This is a genomic window from Mammaliicoccus sp. D-M19, assembly GCF_022386695.1.
Lineage (GTDB): Bacteria > Bacillota > Bacilli > Staphylococcales > Staphylococcaceae > Mammaliicoccus > Mammaliicoccus sciuri.
In genome coordinates this window covers 308,393-333,840 of record NZ_JAJNHW010000002.1, presented here as the reverse complement: position 1 = coordinate 333,840, position 25,448 = coordinate 308,393, and the positions used below count along the sequence as shown (strand labels likewise).

Annotated in this window: 27 protein-coding genes and 1 other annotated feature; all 27 genes read right to left on the bottom strand. The window is 32.3% G+C overall.

What is annotated here, in order from left to right:
• Window positions 1–7: 7 nt before the first annotated feature.
• The 27 genes from yqeK to LQ675_RS07040 all read right to left on the bottom strand — a co-directional run bounded on the left by yqeK (window position 8) and on the right by LQ675_RS07040 (window position 25,408).
• Window positions 8–580: a bis(5'-nucleosyl)-tetraphosphatase (symmetrical) YqeK gene (gene yqeK / locus LQ675_RS07170; protein ID WP_107602074.1), complete on the bottom strand. Its 573-nt coding sequence runs from the start codon at window positions 578–580 to the stop codon at window positions 8–10.
• The gene (gene nadD, locus LQ675_RS07165; protein WP_173400392.1) at window positions 570–1,130 is read right to left on the bottom strand and encodes a nicotinate (nicotinamide) nucleotide adenylyltransferase; all 561 of its coding nucleotides are present in this window, start codon (window positions 1,128–1,130) and stop codon (window positions 570–572) included. The genes yqeK and nadD overlap by 11 nt, the downstream gene beginning before the upstream one ends.
• Window positions 1,131–1,146: 16 nt before the next feature.
• Window positions 1,147–1,437, bottom strand: a complete 291-nt coding sequence (gene yhbY / locus LQ675_RS07160) for a ribosome assembly RNA-binding protein YhbY (protein WP_048539676.1) — start codon at window positions 1,435–1,437, stop codon at window positions 1,147–1,149.
• Window positions 1,431–2,249: a shikimate dehydrogenase gene (gene aroE, locus LQ675_RS07155; protein ID WP_239727311.1), complete on the bottom strand. Its 819-nt coding sequence runs from the start codon at window positions 2,247–2,249 to the stop codon at window positions 1,431–1,433. The genes yhbY and aroE overlap by 7 nt, the downstream gene beginning before the upstream one ends.
• Window positions 2,250–2,261: 12 nt before the next feature.
• The gene (yqeH, locus tag LQ675_RS07150; RefSeq protein ID WP_058592273.1) at window positions 2,262–3,362 is read right to left on the bottom strand and encodes a ribosome biogenesis GTPase YqeH; all 1,101 of its coding nucleotides are present in this window, start codon (window positions 3,360–3,362) and stop codon (window positions 2,262–2,264) included.
• Between the two features lie 2 nt (window positions 3,363–3,364).
• Window positions 3,365–3,889 carry a YqeG family HAD IIIA-type phosphatase gene (locus LQ675_RS07145; protein ID WP_025904225.1) on the bottom strand — a complete coding sequence of 175 codons (525 nt, stop codon included), beginning with the start codon at window positions 3,887–3,889 and terminating at the stop codon, window positions 3,365–3,367.
• Window positions 3,890–4,120: 231 nt separating this feature from the next.
• Window positions 4,121–4,810 carry a 5'-methylthioadenosine/adenosylhomocysteine nucleosidase gene (locus tag LQ675_RS07140; protein ID WP_037588376.1) on the bottom strand — a complete coding sequence of 230 codons (690 nt, stop codon included), beginning with the start codon at window positions 4,808–4,810 and terminating at the stop codon, window positions 4,121–4,123.
• A 68-nt stretch (window positions 4,811–4,878) separates the two neighbouring features.
• Window positions 4,879–6,117 (bottom strand): NRAMP family divalent metal transporter, encoded by a 1,239-nt coding sequence (locus LQ675_RS07135; RefSeq protein WP_048539672.1) that lies wholly within the window; start codon window positions 6,115–6,117, stop codon window positions 4,879–4,881.
• A gap of 11 nt (window positions 6,118–6,128) precedes the next feature.
• The gene (gene pxpA, locus LQ675_RS07130; protein WP_075578000.1) at window positions 6,129–6,887 is read right to left on the bottom strand and encodes a 5-oxoprolinase subunit PxpA; all 759 of its coding nucleotides are present in this window, start codon (window positions 6,885–6,887) and stop codon (window positions 6,129–6,131) included.
• Between the two features lie 12 nt (window positions 6,888–6,899).
• Window positions 6,900–8,237 carry an acetyl-CoA carboxylase biotin carboxylase subunit gene (gene accC / locus LQ675_RS07125; RefSeq protein ID WP_239727466.1) on the bottom strand — a complete coding sequence of 446 codons (1,338 nt, stop codon included), beginning with the start codon at window positions 8,235–8,237 and terminating at the stop codon, window positions 6,900–6,902.
• 14 nt (window positions 8,238–8,251) lie between these two features.
• Entirely contained in the window at window positions 8,252–8,671 is a 420-nt protein-coding gene (locus tag LQ675_RS07120) for an acetyl-CoA carboxylase biotin carboxyl carrier protein (protein WP_075578001.1), read from the bottom strand.
• Window positions 8,668–9,675, bottom strand: coding sequence for a 5-oxoprolinase subunit C family protein (locus LQ675_RS07115; protein ID WP_048539668.1), 1,008 nt, complete (start codon window positions 9,673–9,675; stop codon window positions 8,668–8,670). The genes LQ675_RS07120 and LQ675_RS07115 overlap by 4 nt, the downstream gene beginning before the upstream one ends.
• Window positions 9,672–10,397: a 5-oxoprolinase subunit PxpB gene (gene pxpB, locus LQ675_RS07110; RefSeq protein WP_048539667.1), complete on the bottom strand. Its 726-nt coding sequence runs from the start codon at window positions 10,395–10,397 to the stop codon at window positions 9,672–9,674. Before pxpB ends, LQ675_RS07115 begins: the two co-directional genes overlap by 4 nt.
• 149 nt (window positions 10,398–10,546) lie before the next feature.
• Window positions 10,547–11,023, bottom strand: coding sequence for a transcription elongation factor GreA (greA, locus tag LQ675_RS07105; protein ID WP_025904231.1), 477 nt, complete (start codon window positions 11,021–11,023; stop codon window positions 10,547–10,549).
• A 29-nt stretch (window positions 11,024–11,052) separates the two neighbouring features.
• The gene (gene udk, locus LQ675_RS07100) at window positions 11,053–11,676 is read right to left on the bottom strand and encodes a uridine kinase (protein ID WP_025904232.1); all 624 of its coding nucleotides are present in this window, start codon (window positions 11,674–11,676) and stop codon (window positions 11,053–11,055) included.
• Window positions 11,676–12,944 carry a peptidase U32 family protein gene (locus LQ675_RS07095; RefSeq protein ID WP_058592263.1) on the bottom strand — a complete coding sequence of 423 codons (1,269 nt, stop codon included), beginning with the start codon at window positions 12,942–12,944 and terminating at the stop codon, window positions 11,676–11,678. Before LQ675_RS07095 ends, udk begins: the two co-directional genes overlap by 1 nt.
• A 23-nt stretch (window positions 12,945–12,967) precedes the next feature.
• A complete protein-coding gene (locus tag LQ675_RS07090) occupies window positions 12,968–13,891 on the bottom strand; it encodes a peptidase U32 family protein (RefSeq protein WP_048539665.1) in 924 nt (307 codons plus the stop codon).
• Window positions 13,891–14,532, bottom strand: coding sequence for an O-methyltransferase (locus tag LQ675_RS07085; RefSeq protein WP_048539664.1), 642 nt, complete (start codon window positions 14,530–14,532; stop codon window positions 13,891–13,893). The genes LQ675_RS07090 and LQ675_RS07085 overlap by 1 nt, the downstream gene beginning before the upstream one ends.
• A gap of 319 nt (window positions 14,533–14,851) precedes the next feature.
• Window positions 14,852–15,967 (bottom strand): endolytic transglycosylase MltG, encoded by a 1,116-nt coding sequence (gene mltG / locus LQ675_RS07080; RefSeq protein WP_048539663.1) that lies wholly within the window; start codon window positions 15,965–15,967, stop codon window positions 14,852–14,854.
• A 79-nt stretch (window positions 15,968–16,046) separates the two neighbouring features.
• The gene (locus tag LQ675_RS07075; protein WP_025904237.1) at window positions 16,047–16,352 is read right to left on the bottom strand and encodes a DUF1292 domain-containing protein; all 306 of its coding nucleotides are present in this window, start codon (window positions 16,350–16,352) and stop codon (window positions 16,047–16,049) included.
• A gap of 19 nt (window positions 16,353–16,371) precedes the next feature.
• Window positions 16,372–16,800 (bottom strand): Holliday junction resolvase RuvX, encoded by a 429-nt coding sequence (ruvX, locus tag LQ675_RS07070; RefSeq protein WP_025904238.1) that lies wholly within the window; start codon window positions 16,798–16,800, stop codon window positions 16,372–16,374.
• The gene (locus LQ675_RS07065; protein ID WP_037588397.1) at window positions 16,793–17,062 is read right to left on the bottom strand and encodes an IreB family regulatory phosphoprotein; all 270 of its coding nucleotides are present in this window, start codon (window positions 17,060–17,062) and stop codon (window positions 16,793–16,795) included. Before LQ675_RS07065 ends, ruvX begins: the two co-directional genes overlap by 8 nt.
• Window positions 17,063–17,129: 67 nt before the next feature.
• Window positions 17,130–19,760: an alanine--tRNA ligase gene (gene alaS / locus LQ675_RS07060; RefSeq protein ID WP_048539662.1), complete on the bottom strand. Its 2,631-nt coding sequence runs from the start codon at window positions 19,758–19,760 to the stop codon at window positions 17,130–17,132.
• 44 nt (window positions 19,761–19,804) lie between these two features.
• Window positions 19,805–19,970, bottom strand: a binding site (T-box leader).
• Window positions 19,971–20,009: 39 nt separating this feature from the next.
• Window positions 20,010–22,400 (bottom strand): SF1B family DNA helicase RecD2, encoded by a 2,391-nt coding sequence (recD2, locus tag LQ675_RS07055; protein WP_107602339.1) that lies wholly within the window; start codon window positions 22,398–22,400, stop codon window positions 20,010–20,012.
• Between the two features lie 2 nt (window positions 22,401–22,402).
• A complete protein-coding gene (locus LQ675_RS07050; RefSeq protein ID WP_107602338.1) occupies window positions 22,403–23,071 on the bottom strand; it encodes a tetratricopeptide repeat protein in 669 nt (222 codons plus the stop codon).
• Between the two features lie 86 nt (window positions 23,072–23,157).
• Window positions 23,158–24,267: a tRNA 2-thiouridine(34) synthase MnmA gene (gene mnmA / locus LQ675_RS07045; RefSeq protein WP_048539659.1), complete on the bottom strand. Its 1,110-nt coding sequence runs from the start codon at window positions 24,265–24,267 to the stop codon at window positions 23,158–23,160.
• The gene (locus LQ675_RS07040) at window positions 24,260–25,408 is read right to left on the bottom strand and encodes a cysteine desulfurase family protein (RefSeq protein ID WP_048539658.1); all 1,149 of its coding nucleotides are present in this window, start codon (window positions 25,406–25,408) and stop codon (window positions 24,260–24,262) included. Before LQ675_RS07040 ends, mnmA begins: the two co-directional genes overlap by 8 nt.
• Window positions 25,409–25,448 lie beyond the last annotated feature (40 nt).

The following is a 25,448-nucleotide window of genomic DNA, read 5'->3' as shown; positions in this document are numbered from 1 at the left end:
CATTCCTTTATTGTTCTGAATGCATATTATAATAATTTAAGCATTCTATAGTTTTTAAATGTACTGTTTTATCCTTATTAATTAAGTGTAACACTGTACGTTTTGATATTTCGTAAACTGCTTTATCCAAGTTGCGTTCTTTAAAGACAATATCTCTAATTTCATCTACACCTGGAGTTGTTCTATTAGGTTCAATATAATCAGCTATAAAAATTATTTTTTCAGTCTTATTCATTTGTGCTCTACCAGTCGTATGACTATAAATAGCGTAATAAATTTCTTCATCATTTATATCATATTGATCTTTAAGTCTTGCAGCAGCAACTGGTCCGTGTAATATTTCTGAGCCATAACTTAATAAATCTTGCCCTAGTTCATATTGCGTTACACTTTGATATAACGCTGAAAGTTCTTCATATTTACATAAATCATGCAGGATTCCTGCTAATTCAACTTTTTTAATATCACCATCAAAGATTTCTGCCATTTTCTTACCAGTTTCGGCTACTCTCATAGAGTGATTATATCTTTTTGATGGTAACGTTTCTTCAACCAATTTGACTGCTTTTTTAATTTTCATACAATCGTCCCCTTTTGATATATCTTTCAATTCGTGGCGTAACGAGCATCTTTATAGATTGACGATTTTTACATCTATTGCGAATGTCTGTTGAGCTTACATCAATTCTTGGAATGTGCAATGCTAACATTCCTTCTTTTACATCTTGTTTATCAACTTCTCTATTAACAACGACAAATGTTAACAATTCTTTTAATTCTGCAATGTTTCTCCATTTATGCAAATTCTCGTATTGATCTGAACCGATTACAAAATATATTTGATAATCAGGAAATTCTTGTTTAAATTCTTTAATCGTATCAAATGTGTAGCTCGTACCTTTTCTATTAAGTTCTCTCTCATCAACTTCACCGAATTGCAAATCTTCAATAGCTAATTCTAACATTTTCACACGTTCTGATTCTATTAAATAAGATTCGTTATGTTCTTTAAGTGGTGATTGATAACTTGGTAAGAAAATAAATTTATCAGGTTGAACAAATTGATATGCTTCACTCGCAACTAACATATGTCCAATATGAATTGGGTTAAATTGACCTCCATAAATCATGAGCTTTTTCATAATATTATGGTAGTTCTAATCTTTTATTTTCTTTAGATTCTTTATATAAGACAATAATATTACCGATAAGTTGTACGAGTTCAGCACCTGCTTGTTCAGCTATTGATTCAGCTACTTCTTTATGATCGTCCATATTATTTTGTAAGATATGAATTTTGATCAATTCTCTTTTTTCAAGTACGTCTTGCACTTGGTCTATCATATTGTCATTTAATCCGCCTTTACCAATTTGGAAAATTGGATCTAAATGATGCGCTTCTTTTCTTAAATATCTCTTTTGTTTACCTGTTAACATAATGATCTCCTTTTAAGTTCCTCTTGTACTTTATTTCTCATTGATTCTATACGAGCTTCTTGCCCAGTCCATATTTTAAAACTTTCTGCGCCTTGATAAACGAACATATCCAATCCGTTATAAATTGCAATACCTGCTTGTTCACATGCTTGCAGTAGCGGTGTCTTTTCAGGAATATAGATGATATCACAAACTAAACTATTTTTACATATCTTCTCCACAGGAATAATGAATTCACTATGCTGTGTATTCATGCCTACCGGTGTCGTATTAATAATAATATCAAATGTGTGAAGAACAAATTGAACATCTGTTAGACTTATTGCATTTATATCAATTTGCCAATTATCAAATCTAGACATCGTTCTATTTGCCACTGTTATTTTATGATTCGTAAACTTCTGCATTTCCGAAACAATACCTTTACTCGCACCACCAGCACCTAAAACTAAAATTTTTCGATCTTGAATGCTACCGTAATGTTCAATTAAACCTTTAACAAAACCAATACCATCCGTATTATAACCAATCCATTTATTATCTTGTATTAGAACGGTGTTAACAGCACCAATATGCTTAGCATTTGAAGATACTTCATCTAAATAAGGCAAGATGGATTCTTTATGCGGTATTGTAATATTAAAGCCGTCTAATGCTTTTTCATTTATGATTTCTTTAATATGTTTAAATTGTTCTGGTGGAATATCTAAAGCACCATATTCATCTTCCCTGCCTAATGCTTCAAAATTTGCTGCGTGCATAATCGGTGAAAGTGAATGGCTAATAGGATGTCCGATAACTCCAAACTTCATTTAATTCACCTCTTATAAAATAGATGTTCTTAATGTAACTTCGACTTCTTTTGGTGCAGTAACATGTATTTCTGCCCCTGCATCTACAGTTACAAATCCTAATCCTGAAATCATAACATCTTTTCTTTCAGATTCAGTTGTAATCTCAGTTGTTTTTAAGTTATCGAAGTTAAAGTTCGTTGGATCATATGGTGGTTTAAGAAGTTCACCAATTTGACGTTTCCATAAATCTTCAGCGTTTGATAACTTTGTTCTATGAATGTTTAAGTCGTTTGATACAAAACATGTTAAAGAACGTCTACCGCCACTTACATAATCTACTCTAACTAAGCCACCTAAGAATAAGCTTTGTTCTTCGTTTAATTGATAAACTTTAGGCTTAATTTCTTTTTTAGGCATTACAACTTTCAATTCTTTATCTGTTACGTAGTGCGTCATTTGATGACTTTGAATAATACCAGGTGTATCAAACATATATGAATCATCATCTAATGGAATATCAATCATATCTAATGTTGTACCAGGGAAATGACTCGTTGTAATAACTTCTTTTTCACCGACACTCTTTTCAATCAATCTATTGATTAATGTAGATTTACCAACGTTTGTTGTACCTACTACATAAACATCTTTACCTTCTCTAACTTTCTCGATAGTTGATAGTAAATCATCAATTCCTTGATTTTTATATGCAGAAATCAGTACAACTTCGTCAGGATTAAGTCCAAAATCTTTCGCACGATTTCTTAACCAAATTTCGACTCTTCTTTTATTAATGGCTTTAGGTAAGATATCCATTTTATTCGCAACAAGTACGACTTTTTTCTTACCTACTATATCTTTTAAGCGATGTATCATTGATCCTTCTAGATCAAATACATCCACAACATTGACGATTAGACCATCTTCATTGTGAAGAGATTTCAACATATTTAGAAAATCTTCACTTGTTAAATCAACATCTTGAACTTCATTATAATTTTTAAGTCTAAAACATCTTTTACAAATGACATCTTCTTTATTCAAGCTTGATTGTGGAACGTATCCAGCTTCATTCGGATTTTCAGATTGAAGTGTTGCACCACAACCAATACATTTAGCAAACTCTGTCAAATTTATTCCTCCCAGTTTATTAAACCTTTTCTCTTAAAGTAATTTAAAAATCTTCTTTCTATTAATCGATTGAATTTCGTCACAAAACCATCTGTCTTTTTCACAGGAACGACCATAATCGTATATAATCCGTTTCTATTTCCACCAAACACATCTGTTAACATTTGATCACCAATAACAACTACTTCAGACTTATTGACGTTCATTAATTTGGCTGCTTGTCTAAAAGCTTTACCACGTGGTTTACGTGCTTTAAAAATATAATCAATATTTAATGTTGATGAAAATGACGCAACACGTTCTTGATTATTATTAGAAACAATCGTAACTGTTATACCATTATCTTTCATATTTTCAAACCAATTTCTCACTTCATCAGTTGGATCTTTAACATCCCAACCAACTAATGTATTATCTAAGTCCGTGATAATTGCTTTTATATTTTTAGATTTTAAATGTTCAGGTTCTATATTAAAAACTGATTGAACATATTCATTTGGTAAAAAATATTTTGTAAATAATCCCATTATTACACCTCAATATTATCTTTTATTTTAACATAAATTATATTTACATTCCTTTTAGTTGAATACAAAATAAAAGTGTTGCAAATCACTTACGATTCGCAACACTAAATATTATTCTGTAATTTCACGGTCAGAAGATTTTTCAACTTCTGTATTCGCATAAATCACATAACCAACAAGTGCTGTAGCAATGACAGCGATAGCCATTAATATTAACATGAAACTGCCTCCTTATGCCACTCTATTTAATAATAATTTTACAATTTTACTAGAATTGACGCAAGCTACTTTTAAAAATTCTTCAAAAGTAACATCAGATTCTTTATCTGCTAAATCTGAAACAGCTCTTGTAACAATAATAGGCACATTATATTGGTAACAAGTTTGAGCAATTGCACCAGCTTCCATCTCTACGACACTCGCAGTAGGAAAGTTAGATTTAATCACTTTGCGCTGATCAATTGAGCCAATGAAACTATCACCTGTAGCAACTTCACCAACAATACCATTTAAATCAAGCTGTTCTATTGATGATTTAGCTAAGTCAATTAATTCCTTATCAGTTTCATAAAATTCTGGCATACTTGGTACTTGTCCCAATTTATAGCCAAATGCCGTTGCATTAACATCATGATAATAAACTTTATTACTAATAATGATATCACCAATATTTAATTCGCTATCAACAGAACCTGCTGAACCTGTATTAATGATTAAATCTGGTTTAAATTCATTGATAAGTAATGTTGCTGTAATTGCAGCATTTACTTTACCAATACCACTTTGTGCTAATACAACTTGTTTATCTTCTATATTACCTTTATAAAAAATAACATGTGCAATTTGGATTGTTTCTCTATTTTCAATAGATGACTTTAATATTTCTACTTCTTCTTCCATTGCTCCAATAATACCAATCATGCTTTATCACTCCATCATATTCATTCAATATTTATATTAACATAATTAGTATACTTTGAAATAAGTTTTTAACTATTCCACAAACTTTGTAAGCCTTGTAATGATAATACCCCTGCTATTAATGTTGTAAGAACAGCAACTATACCGAGTACAATCATCCATGTTGGATGTTTATAGTCACCAACGATACTTTTCTTCTTAGAAGCAATTAAAATTGTTCCTAAAGTTACTGGTAAAATCAAACCGTTCAATGCACCAGCAATAATCAATAATTTAACTGGCTTACCAATTGTTAAGAATACAATAGATGAAACGACTATGAAAATAATAATGACTAAGTTTCTATGATTTTTAATAGATGGGTGTAATGATTGAATGAATGTTGTACTTGTGTATGCACAGCCAATTACTGATGATAATGCTGCTGCAAATAATACAACACCAAATACTTGTTTACCGATAGGTCCTAATACATGTTCAAATACAGAAGCTGGTGGATTGTCTGGGTTTAAAGTGAACCCTGTAACAACAACACCAAGTACTGCTAAGAATAAAAATGTTCTCATAATACCCGTTGTTAATATACCTGAAATAGCAGCTCTATTTACAAATGGTATATAGCCTTTTCCAGTTATACCTGCTTCTAACAATCTATGAGCACCTGCAAATGTAATATAACCACCAACAGTTCCACCTACTAATGTGATGATAGGAACAATGAGTTTACTAATATCATCAGGTACAATCATTTTTTGTGCCGCTTCGACAACTGGTGGTTTTGTTAATACCATTACATAAGCAACAATAGCAATCATAAGTACACCTAATATTTGTGTAATAATATCTACGACTTTTTGTGCGTTTTTAACAACAAATATTAAAATCGCTAATACGCCTGTAATACCTGCACCAATTCTTACATCCAAACCGAATATCGCATTAAGTCCTAGCCCAGCACCTGCAACGTTACCGATGTTAAATGCTAGTCCACCAATAGCGATTAATATTGCGATAAATGTACCTAACCCCTTAAACACATCATTCGCGATATCTTGTCCACCTTTACCTACAACTGTGATAACACGCCAAATATTAATTTGTGCACCAATATCAATCAGTATAGATGCAAGAATTGCAAATGCAAAGCTTGCAAGAAATTGCTCAGTAAAAACTGCCGTTTGAGTTAAGAATGCTGGTCCAATAGATGAAGTAGCCATTAAGAATACTGCACCCCATAGAATTCTTCTATGCTTATTTGTTATTTCAAACGGTTGATTTAACTCCTCATACCCTTTATTTTGCTTCATACGCTTTCCTCCTATTTCATTGCACTAATTTCTATGCCTTCAGCTTTAAACTGTCGAATAATTTCTTGAACAAAATCTAAAGCATGTTGTCCGTCTCCATGTACACAGATTGTATCTGCTTCAATCGGAATTTCATTTCCATTTATCGTGATGACTTTAGATTCTTTAACCATTTTAATCACTTGTGCGACAGCTTGGTTTGTATCTTTTATAAGCGCGCCTTCTTTTTTTCTAGAAACTAGTTGGCCATTATCTTCGTATGCACGATCAGCAAATACTTCACTCTTATATGTTAAATTATGACGTTTACATGATTCGATCAATTCACTATTAGATAAACCAACAAATAATAATTGATTATCAAAATCTTTCACTGCTTTAACAATTGCATCGGCAATTTCTGGATCTTTAGCACCCATTTGATACAATGCGCCGTGTGGTTTAACATGGTGAATTTTTGTTTGATGTATTTTACAAAATCCAGCTAATGCACCTAATTGATAAATGACTAGATCATAAACTTCCTCTGGTGTAACATCTATGTTTCTACGACCAAATCCAATTAAATCTTGAAATCCTGGATGAGCACCAATATGTACATCATGTTGAACAGCCAATTTAACTGTTTCATTCATAACGTGTTGATCTCCTGCATGAAAACCACATGCTACATTTGCAGAAGTGATTAAAGGTAATATACTTTCATCATTACCAAGTTTATAGTTACCAAAGCTTTCTCCTAAATCACAATTCAAATCAACTTGTACCATAATACCATCTCCTTAAACGATTTTATGTTCATGTAGAAACTTAATAGTTATATCATTTTTAATATATGGTTCATAGCTCAACACGCGATATAAAAAGTCTAACGTTGTCGGAAAACCATCAATGACCGTTTCTTCTAACGTAACTTTCATTTTTTCAATTGCTTCAAGTCTATCTTCACCTTTAACAAGTATTTTAGCGACTAATGAATCATAGTAAGGTGGAATTTGATAACCATCATATAACATACTGTCTACTCTCGTATTAAATCCATTAGGTAAATGTAATGCTTGAACAACACCTGCTGCTGGGCGGAATTGTTTTTCTGGATTTTCAGCATTAATACGACATTCAATCACATGCCCATCAAAATGGATATCCTCTTGTTTAATTGTTAACTTCTCACCATTAGCTACTAATATTTGTTGCTTTATTAAATCGACACCTGTTAATAATTCTGTAACTGTGTGTTCAACTTGAATACGTGTATTCATTTCTAAGAAATAATATCCGTCATCTGTTAATAAAAATTCAATCGTTCCAGCACTTTCATAATTACAAGCTTTAGCGGCTTTAACAGCATCAGCATGTAGTGAATTTCGCGTTTCTTGATCTAGTGCTGCACAAGGTGCTTCTTCAATTAACTTCTGGTTCTTTCTTTGAATTGAACAATCACGTTCACCTAAATGAATCGCTTCACCATGTTTGCTAGCGAGTATTTGAACTTCCACATGTCTAGCTTCATCAATAAATGTTTCAATATACACACGTTTATCTCCAAAGTATTTTTCACCTTCAGATTGAGCTTCTTTAAAGAATTGTTCAAGTTGGTCAGGTTCTTGTACGATTCGAATACCTTTACCACCACCACCACTAGCAGCTTTTAATACAAAAGGATACCCAACTTTTTGAGCAACTTCTTCTGCTTCTTTTACTGACTTTACTTCTCCAATAGAGCCAGGAATAATCGGTACGTTAGCGTTGTACATTGTTTCTCTTGCTTTTATTTTATCTCCCATTAAATCCATCGTGTTATAACTAGGTCCAATAAAGATAATATTTTCTTCATCTACTCTTTTTCTAAATGTCGTAGATTCTGATAAAAATCCATAACCAGGATGTATAGCATCTGCCTTACTCATCTTACAGGCTTCTAAAATGCGTTCAATATCTAAATAACTGTCACTTGATTGACTTGGCCCAATACAAATGGCTTCATCAGCTAATTGTACGTGTAAACTATCTTTATCTGCTTTGGAATAAATTGCGATTGTTGTAATATTCATCATTCTACATGTTCTAATAATTCTAACCGCAATTTCGCCTCTGTTTGCAATCAGTAAACGCTTAATCATAAAAATCCCCCTTATTTCAATGTGATAATCGTTTGTCCGTATTCAACAGGATCCCCATGATTAATTTGTATATCATTAACGATACCGTCATACTCACTTATAACTTCATTGAGCACTTTCATTGATTCAATATAACCGACAACTTGACCTTTTTTCACTTCATCTCCCACTTTAACAAGTGGATTTTGCAAAGTTTCTTCATCTTGTAAATAAAATGTTCCAAGAATTTCCGCTTCAATTGTATTGAGCTGTTCTTCTTGTTTTGAAGTTGGCGTGCTTGCTTCAACATTATTAACTGGCGTTGTAGTGACGATATTTGAAGTTGATTTTAAATCTAACTCAACTTCGACAGTTTCATCTTTATATTTCATATAATTTACTTGATTTTGTTTCATGAGTTTAATAAGTTCTTCTATCTTTTCAATATTCATGATTGATTCCCCTTTATAAGTTTTGCTATTTTTTTAGATTTAGTACGAATATTGCTTAAATCTTTATATTTTTTCAGTTTAATGTCATCTATATCTGCTTCTAATTGTTTAATATATGTTTGATATTCAAGTGTGGCATCTTTAAATGAAATCCATTTAAAAGTAATGCTATCATTTGCTTTTAATTGAGATAGCTTTTCTCTTCCTATAAAACTAACTGTAGCAATCTTTGTATAACCACCTATCGTCTGACGATCATTAAGCAATATAATAGGCTGTCCATTAATAGGAACTTGTACACTACCTGGTGCAATCGGTTCAGAAATAATATCTGCGTTATGCTTATGTACAAGTGGTTCATCCCCATTTAATCGATAACCCATACGATCTGACATTTCTGATATTGTATATGATTGATTAACAAGTTGAGAATGTGCTTCTGATGTAAATTCATCAAATTGTAGACCTTCCATAATTGGTATAATGTTTGCATCTTCTAATTGCTTGATATTAAACGTATTACCTATAATGTCATGGTTAATTGTTTTATCTTTGAATTTCAATACATCATTTCTGTTTAATGTTCTTCCATTCTTACCACCTATGCCACTTCTAGTATGTGTCGATACACTGTCTAATATCGGTTCAATATTTAAAGATTTATGAAAAGCTAAATAGCCTCTCGCCCCAGATGAAATAGTCTTTATATTGAGCACTTGCCCTTTTTCTACATAAATTGCTGTATTAACTGGTATTGTTTGATTATCAATCTGTATATCAGCATCATACGCAACAAATGCAACGATGTTCGGTTCTTCAAATTTCAATGTAGGTCCATTTAATGTCACTTCTAATACTGGTGCATTTTCATTATCCACTAAAGCATTCGCGATTCTGTATAAATATTGATTCATAACACCCGCTTCTGAAAATCCATCTTTTTCAAATTTTGATCGACCTATATCTTGAACAGTCGTAAACAAACCTGGTTTTATACATTTCATTTCAAATCACCTACTAACTGACGATAATCAAATGTGCCATTTGCAATTTCGTCTTCGATTCTTGTAAATTCTTCTTGATGAATAGCTTTAAAAGCAATATAGTCTCCAGCTTCATATAAAATCATAGGCTCTCGATTTAAGTTGAAAACATCTATTGGCGTGCGACCAATAATTTGCCATCCGCCTGGTGATGATTTCGGATAAAGTCCTGTTTGATTATTCGCAATTCCAACAGACCCTTGAACGATTTTGCTTCTCGGTGTTTCTTTTCTAGGTGTATGTATTTTCTTATTTAATCCTCCTAAAAATGGAAAGCCAGGTAAAAATCCAATTGCATAAATTAAATAATTTTCTTCCGTGTGTATTTGAATTACTTCTTCTTCAGTTAATTGTGCATGCTCAGCAACAATATTTAAGTCTGGTCCAAATTCACCACCATATAAAACTGGTAATGTTATCAATTTCTTTGAACGTGATGCATTTTCTTGATTAAGATTTAAATGATGTAAGTCTAATTCATGAAGGACTGTTTCGTATGTATAATATTTCGCATCAAATGCGACCATAATTGATTGATATGATGATGTCACACTTACAATAGCTGGATGCTGCAATGATTCGATATGTAATGCAATCGTCGAAATTTTACTCCTTATTTCTGGACTGATTTCATTTTGTTCATAAATCATAAAATGCGTCTCACTCACTTGCTTAATATCCAATTTTACCACCCCTTTGTTAACGCTTTTAATAATCAGATAATTAAATCAATTATACTTTATCATAATACCATGATTTATATATAAAAAAAAAGCTGTAAAAACGTTTGTTTCATACGTTTCTACAGCTTTTCTATTAAATTATTATACGATTAATCGATTTTTACGATTTTAACTTTCATTTCGTTACCATTTGGTAATGGAACATTCACTTCTTCGTTCAGTTTTTTACCAATTAAAGCTTTAGCAATTGGAGACTCATTAGAAATTTTACCTTCAAATGGATCTGCTTCTGCTGAACCTACAATTTTGTAGCTTTCTTCTTCGTTACCTGGAATTTCAGTAAATGTTACAGTTCTACCGATTTGAACGTCATTTTTTGAACCATTATCTTCAATAATTTGAGCATGACGAATCATGTTTTCAATTTTTTGAATTTCTTGTTCAATGAAACCTTGCTCATCTTTAGCTGCATCATATTCAGAGTTCTCAGATAAGTCACCGAAACTACGTGCTACTTTTATTTTTTCAACGACTTCTGGTCGCTTAACTGTTTTTAATTCTTCAAGTTCTTTTTCTAATTTGTTAAAACCTTCCTGTGTCATAGGAAATTCTTTTTGTGTTTCCATTCTTCCATCTTCCTTTACTTTATAATTATTTAAATATTTTTAACTAACGATTGAATTTTCGTAGTCATAATATCAATAGCTACCTTATTACTACCACCTTCAGGGATGATGATATCCGCATATTTCTTGGTTGGTTCAATAAACTGGATATGCATCGGTCTTACAACTGATAAGTATTGATCAATTACTGATTCCATCGTACGTCCTCTTTCTTTAATGTCTCTCGTTAAACGACGTAAAATTCTTAAATCAGCATCAGTATCAACATAAATCTTAACATCCATTAAATTACGTAAATCTTCATTTTCAAGCGCGAATATGCCTTCAAGTATAATAACATCTTTAGGTTCGAATCTAATCGTTTTATCGCTTCTCGTGTGATTTGAATAATCATACGTAGGAACTTCAATTGCATGTCCATCTTTAATTCTTGTTAAATCTTGTTTCAATCTTTCATTATCGAAAGCAAATGGATGATCATAGTTAGTCTTCAATCTATCTTCAAAAGACATATGTGATTGATCTTTATAATAGTAATCTTGTTCTATTAATGCAACACTATATCCATCTAAATTTTTCATAATTTCGGATGTTACAGAAGTCTTACCTGAACCAGAACCCCCTGCAATACCTATAATTGTAGTCTTTCCCATCAAACGATTCCCTTTCTCATCATGTTATTTGGATAAATCTGACGATCCACTTTTATTTGAATGACTTGAAGTGGATGTCTGGCTGCGTCAAGCTCTTCACCATTTTCATCATATATCTTATCAATTACTTGAGTGAAGTTTTCAATTTCAGGTCCAAAAAATTCAATTTCTTGCCCTGGTTTGAAATAATTTCTTTGTTGGATGGTAGCTATTTGTGATACTTCGTCATAGTCTAACACTAAACCACAAAAATCAAAAGGTGTTTTTTTATTTGATTCATGTCCAAACATTTGTTCTTCGTAATGTGGTACTCCTTCGAAGAACGCAGGCGCAGTATCTCTATTCGCACATTTATCTAATTCAATCAACCACCTAGGATCAATTTTAAAGTTTTCTGGATCCTCAGCATAGCGATCAATTACTTTACGATAAACAGATACAACGGTAGCAATATAATGAATAGATTTCATACGACCTTCAATTTTTAGAGAATCTATACCGATGTCCATCATTTTAGGTATAGATTCAATTAATTTCAAGTCTTTTGGACTCATTGCAAAAGGCGTGATCTCATTACCATCGAAATATGGCTCTAATTCTCCATCTTCTTCTACTGAAATTAAATCATAATCCCATCTACAACTTTGACAACAGCCACCTCTATTTGAGTCTCTTGCTGTCATATGATTACTTAATGTACATCTACCAGAATATGCAATACACATTGCACCGTGTATAAACGTTTCGATTTCAATATCAACTTTTTCTTTCATTTCGCGCATTTCTTCAGCACTCGTTTCACGAGCTAGAACGACTCTCTCAAGTCCCTCTTCTTTCCAATATTGAACTGCACGGTAATTTGATAAAGATTGCTGTGTACTTAAATGAATTTCTAAATTAGGTGCAACACGTTTACACGTTTCTATAATAAGTGGGTCGGCAACTATAATACCGTGCGCACCCGTTTCATTTAGATTTTTTAAATATGCTTCTAAACCAGGTATATTTTCATCATGTGCAAAAATATTTGTTGTGACATAAATTTTTGCGCCATATTTTGCTGCAAACTGGACGCCTTCTTTTATTTCTTCCATCGTAAAGTTATCAGCATTTGACCTTAAACCATATTCTTGTCCACCAAGGAACACTGCATCCGCACCATAATGAACAGCAATTTTGAGTTTTTCTAAATTTCCTGCAGGCGCTAGAAGTTCTGGTTTTTTTATCTTTGTTTGACGACTTGCGCCAATAGGTTCTAGAACTTTCATATATATCATTCCTTTAAAATAACTTAATAAACTGTTTGTTTGAACATAAATCCTTGATCCATTGGACGATGATCTTTTTGAACCTCTTCAATTGGTTCTACTAACATAAATTTTTCATCTTCATATAACTCTGGATCTTCGTTATATAAGTCAATCGCTTGTCTATATTGCTCAGTCGCGATATTAATATATTCTTCTGTTTGAAGGACGCCATCTATCTTAAACGCATCAATTTGTGCTTCTAGTAAGTCCTCTAAGTCTTCGATTAAGCAAATATCATTCGGACTCATAATGTGGGTACCATTATAATCTTCATAAATTGGATATTTATTACTTCTTTCTTCATCATATAAAAGCATGTCTTTATTTTCTTTACGGTTTTCAATTTTCATGACTTTATCTTGATACATAAAGTAATTACCAAGTAACTTTCTTTTAGACTGGAACATACAAGTCATGCCGTGTACTTGAACTTCTATTTCGACATTACTTTTTTCTTTAATTTCTAGTACTTCTTCAATACTTAACTCACGAGCCAACACCGCTCTAGCTGAACCTCTATCACCCCAATAATTACATTGAAAATGATTTGTCACGATTGTTTCAGCATTCCAATTTAAAGGTATAGGATTCTCACGATTTTTCATTGCCATAACGACTGCTGGATCGCCAAAAATGATTCTATCTGCTTTTAACTCATGTAACAGATCTATATAAGACTCCAAATCATCAATATGTTCATTATGGAAAATACCATTTACCGCTACGTATGCTTTTTTACCATGATCATGGATTAGCTTAATAGCTTCACGAAGTTCTGGCTCTTTAAATTCACCAGCAAGTCTTAATCCAAATTTTTCTTCACCAATGACAAATGCATCAGCACCTAATTTGATTAATTGTTCAATATGTTCAACGGACTTAGGTGTCACGAGTAATTCTGTCATTACAATTTCTCCTTTTTAGAAATGGCCATTCCATCACCAATATTTATCAATGTCGTTTTATATTTGTCATGATTCATTAACCAATCATTATATTTTTGAACTTTTTTAACCATTTGTTTGACGTTTCTGTTTCTGACAATTTCTATATCACTTACAAAACCATGGTATAAAATATTGTCTGTAATAATGATGCCGTCATCTTTAAGCAGTGGTTCATAAAGTTCAAAAAACTTTTGTGATTGTGCTTTAGCAGCATCAATAAAAATCATATCAAATGACTGGTCGGTTGGTAATAATTCAAAAGCTTCTAATGCATCGGAAAAGATAACATTTATTTGGCTTTCATAACCAAAGTCTTTAATATTTGAAATAGCTTGTTCATACATTTCTTCTTTTCTTTCAATCGTCCACACATTAATACTCGGATCACATGAAGCAAAATGCATCGCGCTATATCCAATTGCCGTTCCAATCTCTAGAATACTTTTCACATCTTTAATTCTAATTAATTGTTTAACAAACTCTGTGGAGATTTTGTCCATTATTGGAACATTATATTGTTCAGCATAATGCCTTAATTCATCTATATTTGATGAATTTTGAAACAACAATTGTTCGATATATTCTATATCTTTTTCCATGTCATTACTTCCTTACACTCGAATATAATAAAAAACCCAACTAGTCTCCTGACTAGTTAGTATGTATCAGTCATATCTACAATATGATTTCATAAACATTAGATATTTTACCATATTTTCGAATAAAAAGTAAGTATATATATAAACAAGGGAGCGGGACAGAAATCTAATTTGTATAAAAAGATTTCGTAGTCCCGCCCCGGCAAGGATGACTAGAGTTGAAAAAAGCTTGTTACAAGCGCATTTCGGGTTCAGTCAGCTACTGCCAAAATGCTAAAAGAGACTGAAACATTACATTATGTCCCAGACTCTTGTTATATTAACTATCTCTATTCTTTTCTTGTTCTTTTAAGTTCTCTGCAAATAATATTTTACCCTTTTTGGTTGTTGTATAGTAAAAATAATCTGTTTCTGGTGGGTTAACCGTTGTTCTAGCTGTTTCATCAGATATATTACATATTGGACCTATAGGTAATCCTTTATGTGCATATGTGTTATATTTTGAATCATTTTTATAATCTTTATCTGATAATGCTTCAGTTGTCTCTTTTTTATTCGCATATCTTACTGTCGCATCTGAATTCAAAGCAATTTGTGGATTGTTTTCAATTCTGTTTAAAAGTAATGAAATATATCTCGATTTATCTGTCACGTTTTTCATTTCTGATTCTACAATAGATGATAATGTTAAATACTCATGGAAAGTAATCTTTTTTTCTTCATAGTTAGTCGTATATTTAAAGCCACCGTTTTCTTTATATATTTTATAAGTTGTATGGTATGTTTCATTCAACATTTCATTTGTAACGTCATCAATCGTCACATCTTTTTTTGAAAACTGATACGTACTTGGTGCTAAATACCCTTCTAATGGGTATCTTAAGTTTTTATTTAATACTTCGTCCGTTAACATATCGGGATATTTTTTTTGATATTTTTTCACAAAATCTTGATCTCTCATTTTCTTCAAAAAGCTTTCGCGACTAATAGAAGTATTCTCTTCTAAAATACCTGCAATTAATTCTATATTCGAACCTTCTTTTATATCATATTGTACTGCTGTTTTTAAATACACTTTGCCAGTTTCTAAACTTTTCGCAATATCTCTAGGTGACATTGAAGGAGAAAACTTATATTCCCCAGCTTGAAAACTAGAAATATTATTGAGTTTTAAATAATATTTGAAAATAGTAGCATTTCTAATTATTTTTTTATCGGATAACTCTTGGCTTAACATTTCAGTATTTGTGTTTGGATTAACATTGACAATAACTTGCTCATTGCTATCGGCGTTAACAGGTTTCACATTAATACCTACTACAATTAAGCCTATTAAAGTAATTAATATAAGTAATAAAAAGAGGATGCTTATGATTGTTAAACTAATATACTTAGATAATAATCTCGCATCTTTATATATACTATTTTTTTCCATATGTAACTCCTTATGTAAAATAAATACCCCTAATGATTATATCACATTAGGGGTAAAGTGTACTATTACATATTAAATTTTAAACATCGTCCATTTCAGTATTAACGATTTCTTCAATCATATCCCACTCTTCGTCAGTTTCAACTGGTAATAATTTACCACCTTCACCGTCGTCATTAGCTTCATTGATCATTGGTATTAATTCGATTTCTTCATCATCTGCTGTACCTTCTTCAGCTAAGATGATGTATTCTTTTTTGAATTCTGGGTGATAGAATTCTAATACTTTACGGTATAAGACTTCATTATTATTTTCGTCTATTAATGTTAATAATTCTTCCTCATTGTTAATTTCTAAATGTCCTTCGTGATTATGTTCAGTCATTATTCATTCTCCTCATCAATTATTTAATAGAATCTAGGTAACCCTGTAATATAAATACAGCTGCCATTTTGTCTATTACTTTTTTTCTTTTCTTTCGAGAAACATCTGCTTCTAATAATGTGCGTTCAGCACCAACTGTACTTAGTCTTTCATCCCACATTACCATTTTTAATTCTGGTCTTTCTTGTTGAAGTAAATCTTTGAATTGAATGGATGCCTCTCCGCGAGGACCAATAGAATTGTTCATATTTTTTGGCAATCCTATAATGACAGTATCAACATCATATTCATCAATGATTTTTATAAGTTGGTCAATTCCAAAATCTTCGTTTTCTTCGTTAATGCGGAGTGTATCTATACCTTGAGCTGTCCAACCCATCGCATCACTTACAGCTACACCTATTGTTTTACTACCGACGTCTAAACCTATTATCCTGTTTTTAAGCATTGAATTCATTTTCTTGCTTTAAATAGTGTGATACAAGCTCTTCCATAATATCATCTCTATCTAAACGTCTTATTTGATTTCTTGCTTCGTTGTGTCTAGGTATATAAGCTGGATCGCCAGAAAGTAAATAACCGACTATTTGATTTACTGGATTATAGCCTCTTTCTTCTAAAGTTCGATAAACATTTTGTAGTACTGTTTTGACATTTTCTTTTGGAAAATCATCATAGTTAAATTTCATAGTTTTATCAAAATTATTCATCTTTATTTACACTCCCTAACTCCATTAACTTAATATTAATTATATCATATTCTAATTACACGTAAAATTATAGCGTTTTAATGTAGTCTTTAACAAACTGTAATGCTTCTGTTACTTTAGATGGATCTGTTCCGCCGCCTTGAGCCATATCAGGGCGACCGCCACCTTTACCGTTTGTAATTTGAGCAGCTTCTCTAATAATGTCTCCAGCTTTAACTTTATCCGTTAAATCTTTTGGTACTGAAGAAACTAGTGAAACTTTATCTCCATTGACACTAGCTAATAATAGAACTGTATCTTGCATTTTAGATTTATAATCATCCATGATGGATCTTAATACTTTTGGATTTTCGGCTTCAACTAATTGTGAAAGTACTTTAATGCCATTAATTTCTTCAACACTGTCTTCAATATTACCTGATTTTAATTCAGTAATTGTTTTGTTCTTTTGTTGAACTTCTTTTTCTAAGTCTTTATTATGTTGTTGAATTTGTTCGATTTTTTCAATTGTTCTTGCTTGGTCCTTAATTTTGACATGTTGCATAACATCTTTAAGGATTGTTTCAGTTTCTTTTAATGTTTCATATGCTTTTCTACCTGTTACAGCTTCGATTCTTCGAACACCTGCACCTGTACCTGATTCTGAAACAATTTTGAAGATACCAATTTCACTTGTGTTACGTACGTGTATACCACCACATAACTCAATTGAGTATGATGACATTTCAACAACTCTTACAACATCACCATATTTTTCTCCGAATAATGCCATAGCGCCTTTTTCTTTAGCTTGTTCTATTGGCATTTCTTCGATTACTACAGGAATGTTTTGCCAAATTTTTTCGTTAACAATTTTTTCGATTGTTTCTAATTCTTCTTGTGTAACTTGGCCAAAGTGTGAGAAGTCAAATCGTAATCTATCACTTTCAACTAATGAACCGGCTTGATTAACATGCGTACCTAAAACTTCTTTTAAAGCTGCATGTAATAAGTGAGTTGCTGAGTGGTTTTTGATAATTGATTTACGATCATCTTTATTAACAATAGCTTCTACAGTTTCACCAATATGAACTTGTCCAAATGTCACATGTCCAGCATGTAAATTTTGACCATTAGGTGCTTTTATAACTTCTGTCACTTCAATTTCAAATTGATCATGACGAATTATACCTTTATCCGCTACTTGACCACCTGATACTGCATAAAATGGTGTTTCTCTTAAAATAAATTGGATGTTTTCTCCACTTTCAACTTCATCAACTAATTCATCATTAAATATAATATCTGTAATTTCTGTTTGTGCTTCTGTTACGTCATATCCAACGAATTTACTTGGTGTATTGATGCTGCCAAGCACTTCATTTTGAACTTGCATTGATTGCGTCTTTTGACGTGCAGCTCTCGCTCTTTCACGTTGTTGATGCATTTCATGTTCAAAACCTTTATTGTCAATTGTAACGCCTTCTTGTGCAGTGATTTCTTCAGTTAGCTCGATTGGGAAACCATACGTATCATATAATTTAAATGCATCTGATCCAGATAATACATTACCTTGCTGCTTAGCTGATGCCATCATTGTGTTTAAAATTGCTAAACCTTCTTCAAGTGTTTCATGGAAACGTTCTTCTTCAGATTTTACAACTTTTTTAATGAAATCACTTTGTGCTTTTACATTTGGGTAATAAGGTTCCATAATATCTGCTACGATATCAACTAATTTATATAAGAATGGTTCGTTAATATTAAGTGTTTGGCTAAAACGAACAGCTCTTCTAAGTAACCTTCTTAATACGTATCCTCTACCTTCATTTGCAGGTAACGCACCGTCACCAATCGCAAAACTGATTGTTCTAATATGGTCTGAAATAACTTTAAATGCGATATCTTGTTCTTTATTCTCTAAGTATTTTAATCCACTAACCGCTTCGACTTGTTCGATAATTGGAATAAATAAGTCTGTATCATAGTTCGTTGGCACATCTTGAGAAATAGATGTCATACGCTCAAGACCCATGCCTGTATCAATATTTTGATTTGGAAGTGGTGTATAAGTATGGTCAGCGTTATGGTTATATTCACTAAATACTAAATTCCACACTTCTAAATAACGTTCATTTTCTCCACCTGGATACATTTCTTCAGCTGGATCTTCTTTCCCATATGTGTCGCCTCTGTCGTAGAATATTTCAGTGTTAGGTCCAGATGGTCCTTCACCGATATCCCAGAAGTTACCTTCGATTCTAATAATTCTACTTTCTTCAAGTCCAATCAAGTCATGCCATAAATCATATGCTTCCGTATCTTCAGGATGAATCGTTACATATAATTTTTCTGGATCCATTGCCATCCATTTATCACTCGTTAAAAATTCCCAAGCATATTCAATTGCTTCACGTTTAAAGTAATCACCAATTGAAAAGTTTCCTAACATTTCAAAGAATGTATGGTGTCTTGCAGTAAAACCAACATTTTCAATATCATTTGTTCTAATTGCTTTTTGAGCATTTACAATTTTAGGATTTTTAGGGATTTCTCGACCATCAAAATATTTTTTTAATGTCGCAACACCTGAGTTTATCCATAATAAAGTATCGTCATCAATCGGCACTAAAGGTGCAGATGGTTCAACCATATGTCCTTTTTCAACAAAAAAGTCAATATACATTTGTCTGATTTCACTAGCTTTTAATTTTTTCATTGTCTTCACTCCTCAATTAAAATAAAAAAACGCCCATCCCCTAAAAAAGGGACGAACGTATCGCGGTACCACCCTAGTTATGACTATAAGTCATCACTTTAAGTTTATTAAACTTTTATAAAAGAAGTAGCGTTCAATAATCATTGTCATGTTTCTCACCAACCAACATGTCTCTAAAACAATCAATTATTTACTCGGTTTCTTTTTTGTATTCTATTTGATTATAATCACTCGATTTTTAGATGTCAATTATTTCATAAAATCATATGGCGATTTATCATTCATATTAATCATCGGATCAATTTCAAACATATTATCTTCAGTTAAAATAATATGTTTCGTTTGTATAGTTTCTGTTTCAGACTCAGTATCCGTTTCAACATCAGTATCGAAATACATTTTTAATTTCGTATCAAACGATGTCATTCTCTCATGACCTAGTGTTTGGATACCTTGGTTAAAGGCTTGCTCTTCACCGCACACGACAAGTGACTTTTTCGCACGTGTTAGTCCAGTATATAGAATGTTTTTTTGTAACATTCTAAAGTATTGTCTGACGATAGGCATGATGACTATTGGGAATTCCGAGCCTTGTGATTTATGAATTGAACAGCAATAAGCATGTGTAATTTCTGATAAATCTTGTTTAGTGTATGTTATGTCATTCCCTTCATAATCCACAATGACAACATCTTTACCAAGTGCATTTTCTTCTGCTTTATAAACACCTGTTACTACACCAATATCACCATTAAATACATTATCATCTGGACGATTTATAAGTTGAAGTACTTTATCATTTTCACGATATTCAATATCTCCATATTGAAGAAATCTTGTATCTTTATCTTTCGGATTTAATATATCTTGCAATAATTCATTCAATTTATTAATACCAGCTGGTCCACGATATATTGGGGCTAGCACTTGAATATCTTGCATATTATACCCTTTATTAACCGCACCTTGTACAACCTTTTCTACGACTGTCGCAATTTGATTACTACTGCACGGAATAAATGAGCGGTCGTGATGTTTTTCATTGATAGAAACAGGCAATCCATTTTTTATTTTATGCGCTAAATCTATGATGGATGATCCTTCTTGTTGTCTATAAACTTCTGTTAAGTTCACTCTCGGTATCACTTTAGAATCAATTAAATCTTTAAAAATCTGACCTGGACCAACTGATGGTAATTGATCTTCGTCACCTACAAATATGATTTGGGCATAGTCAGGGACTGCTCTTAAAAATTGATACATTAACCATGTATCTACCATAGACATTTCATCTAGAATGATTAAATGGGCATGAATATCATTATCTAACACATCATCCGGTTGCGTATCTTTACTCCAACCAATTAATCTATGAATCGTCATCGCTTCTAGTCCTGTTGATTCACTTAAACGTTTTGCTGCTCGACCAGTCGGTGCTGCTAATACAATTGGAAAGTCTGTTCCTTCTTGATAATCATCATAATTTAAACTCACACCATGTATTTCAGAATACAACTCACAAATGCCTCGAATAACTGTTGTCTTACCTGTTCCAGGTCCACCTGTTAAAAGCATCATTTTATGATTAATGGCTGTTTCTAACGCTAATTTTTGTCCATCTGCATATGAAACATCATTCATATCTTCAATTTGACCAATGTGTAATTGAAGATCACTTTTCTCAATTTCTTTAAGTTCATCTTGATGTTGATAAAGTCTATGAATGATTTGCACACTTTTCGCTTCTGAATAATAAAGTGAAGGTAAAAAACAATTATCATTTTCGATAATAAGTTTATTTTCCTCACTCATTTCTATAATGACACCATTAATCTGATCTTTATTTACAACTTCAGGTTGATTATGATTTAACAATTCATATGCACCGTTAACCAATATATCAACAGGTAAAAATGTGTGGCCATTCTGTAATGATTGCTGGTCTAAAAAGTAACTGACACCCGCTACAAGTCGATCATGATGATCTTTTGAAATTCCAACTTGTTCGGCTATTTGGTCAGCTCTTTGAAACCCTATACCATTTATATCCATCACCAAACGATATGGAGATTGTTTAATAATATTAAGTGTTTCTTCTTTATAAAATTGATAAATAGCCATCGCGAGTTTCGGACCGAAACCAAGTTCATTAAGTTTAATCATAATACGTTCAATGGCTTGATTCTCACGTATTGATTCTGCAATCGTATCTCTTTTTTGCTTGTTGAGTTTAGGTATTTCTTTAAGGACATCTGGGTCATTTATAATTTTCTGAAGTGCATCTTCACCTAGTTTGTCCACGATTGTTTCTGCTGTTTTCTTACCAATACCTTTAAATAAATCACTCGATAAGTAATGGATAACACCTTGTTTTGTTTGTGGTAATTCTTTTTCAAATGTTTCGGCTTGTAGTTGTTTACCGTATTTCGGATGGTTTGTCACTTTACCTTTGAAAAGGTACGTTTCTCCTTCAACTATTTGAGGTAAGTAACCAACAATTGTGACTTCTTGATCAAAATCTTCATTTGAATCCATCACATCGACTTTAATAACGGTATAATAGTTATCACTGTTTTGAAAAAGAATTCTAATAACTTCACCTTTAACATGTGAAAGATCAAATAAAGATAAGTTTTCCAATGTTAGTCCTCCTCTTCTAATAATTGTTCAAACATGTTGATAGCATGACCACTTAATAAATGATCTGGTTGAATGTGGACCGCTTTTCTAAAATAAACAAGCGCTTCTTCAGCATTTTCATTTTTCATATATTTAGCCAAACCTAAATTGTATAATGCGTCTACATGTTTTGAATCTTTTTCTAATACTTTTTCAAGTTGCACAATGGCCTCATCAAACATTTCTAATTGGCATAATGTTAATCCGTATTGGAATCCAATTTCTACATCATCTTCATTTAGCTCATGAGCTCTCATTAAATACGGCAAAGCTTCAGTATGCGCACCTAATTCATTGAAACTCATTCCTAACATAAAATTAGTATCAGCATCATTAAGCCCTCTTTTTATCGCATGTTGATATAACTTAATTGCTTCTTCAAAACGCTGTTGGTTGTAGTATAAATTTGCAAGACTATAATAAGCACCACCATGACTTTCGTTTATAGTAATGGCCTTTTGAAAGAATTTCTCAGCTCTTTCAATATCATTTGCTTCTGCTAATATTGTCCCTGCATTGATATAATTGGTTACTTCTTTCGGATCTTCTTCTATATTTTCAAATAAATGGGACAATGCTTCGTCGAATTTTTTATTTTGAATTAATTTAACAATTTGTTCTTCACTATGCATGTTGTGACTCCTTTAAATATCATTACTTGCTATTATAACAAAGATAAAAATAGACTGAGACATAAATTTATCTCAGTCTATATATTTTATACCATATAATCTAATTGCTTTTCTGTTTTATAAACTTCATCGATTGTTGCGCCACCTAAACAAACTTCACCGTCATATAATACGACAGCTTGTCCTGGTGTAATTGCACGCACTGGTTCGTCAAATATCACTTTAATTTGATTGTCAGAAATTTTTTCTACAGTTACTTGTGTATCTTTTTGTCTATATCTAAATTTCGCTGAACATTTCACTGGTTGTGAAAAATCAAGATCATTTACAAATGAAATATCAGAAGCGATTAAATAGTCACTATATAATGCTTCGTGGTGGAAACCTTGTTCAACATATAGAATGTTTTCTTTTAAGTTTTTACCGACTACAAACCAAGGGTCTCCGTCTCCACCAATACCAAGACCATGTCTTTGGCCAATTGTATAATACATTAAGCCACTATGTTCACCCATGTCAACACCGTCTAATGTTTGCATTTTACCGTTTTGAGCAGGTAAGTATTGTGATAAGAATGTTTTAAAGTTTTTCTCACCAATAAAACAAATACCAGTAGAGTCTTTCTTTTTAGCAGTTGCTAAGTTTTGTTCTTCAGCAATTCTTCTTACTTCACTTTTTTCTAATTCACCAATTGGGAACATCACTTTAGACAATTGATCTTTTGTAAGTTGATTCAAGAAATAAGTTTGGTCTTTGTTGTTATCTACGCCACGTAGCATTTCTACTTTATCACCATCACGATTGACACGTGCATAATGACCTGTAGCAACATAGTCCGCACCAAGTTTAAGTGCATGATTTAAAAATGCTTTAAATTTAATTTCTTTATTACACATTACATCTGGGTTAGGTGTTCTACCTTTTTTATATTCGTCTAAGAAATACGTAAATACTTTATCCCAATATTCTTGTTCAAAGTTAACTGCATAATAAGGTATATCTAATTGGTTACATACTTCAATGACATCATTATAGTCTTCAGTAGCTGTACATACACCATTTTCATCTGTGTCATCCCAATTTTTCATAAAAATTCCAACTACATCATAACCTTGTTCTTTTAATATATGTGCAGTTACCGAGCTATCTACGCCCCCGCTCATCCCAACGACAACGCGGGTAGATTGATTATTCATTTTCTTCCTCCTTAAATTGTTGATATATTTTCATTATCGTACTTACGATATAATTAATTTCTTCTTCAGTCGTTAATGAGCTGAAACTAAATCTTACAGATTGCTTCACTCTATTATCTTCACCAAACATTGCCTCTAGTACGTGTGATGGTAATGTTGAACCGGCTGTACATGCTGATCCACTTGAAACATATATATTTGCCATATCAAGTAACGTTAACATCGTTTCAACTTCAATAAATGGGAAATATAAATTTGTGATATGACCAGTCGTATCTGTCATACTACCATTCAATTCAAACGGAATTGCACGTTGTTGCAAGCCTACTATGAGCTTTTCTTTCAAGTTCATTAAATGGATATTACTTTCATTCATGTGTTCATAAGCGTCTTTCAGTGCTGTTGCCATACCACATATATATGGAACATTCTCTGTACCTGCTCTTCGCTTTACTTCTTGTTCGCCACCTTGTATAAACGTTTCGAACTGAACACCTTGTTTAACCAACAATGCACCTATTCCTTTTGGTCCGCCAAATTTATGTGCAGTTATACTTAACATATCAATTGGCATTTCATCAAATTCAATTGGCATATGACCGATAGCTTGAACAGCATCAACATGAAATACGATATCGGTATTTTCTATGACTTCTGCAATATCATACATAGGTTGAACTGTGCCGACTTCATTATTCACTAACATAATTGACACTAATGTCGTATCAGGTCGGATTGCTTGTCTCAAAGCATCAATATCGACAATACCTTCTGAATTTACATCTATATACGAAACATCGAAACCTTCACGTTCAAGTTCTTCAAAGACATGCAATACAGAATGATGCTCTATTCTACTCGTTATAATATGTTGACCTATATGTTTTCGTTTTCGTGCTATACCTTTTATTGCTGTATTATTAGACTCTGTTGCCCCACTAGTAAAAATAACTTCTTGAGGACTCGCACCTAATAATGTAGCAATCTCTCGTCTTGATTGATCTAAATACTTTCTACCGTCTCTCCCTATTGAATGAATAGATGACGGATTACCAAAGTGTTCAGATAATATTTCTGTTATTTTTTCAGTTACAACGGGCTTAACTGGAGTAGTTGCTGCATAATCTGCATATACTTTCATGTTGAACGTCCTTTCTTAGTTTTCAATGTACCTATTCTAG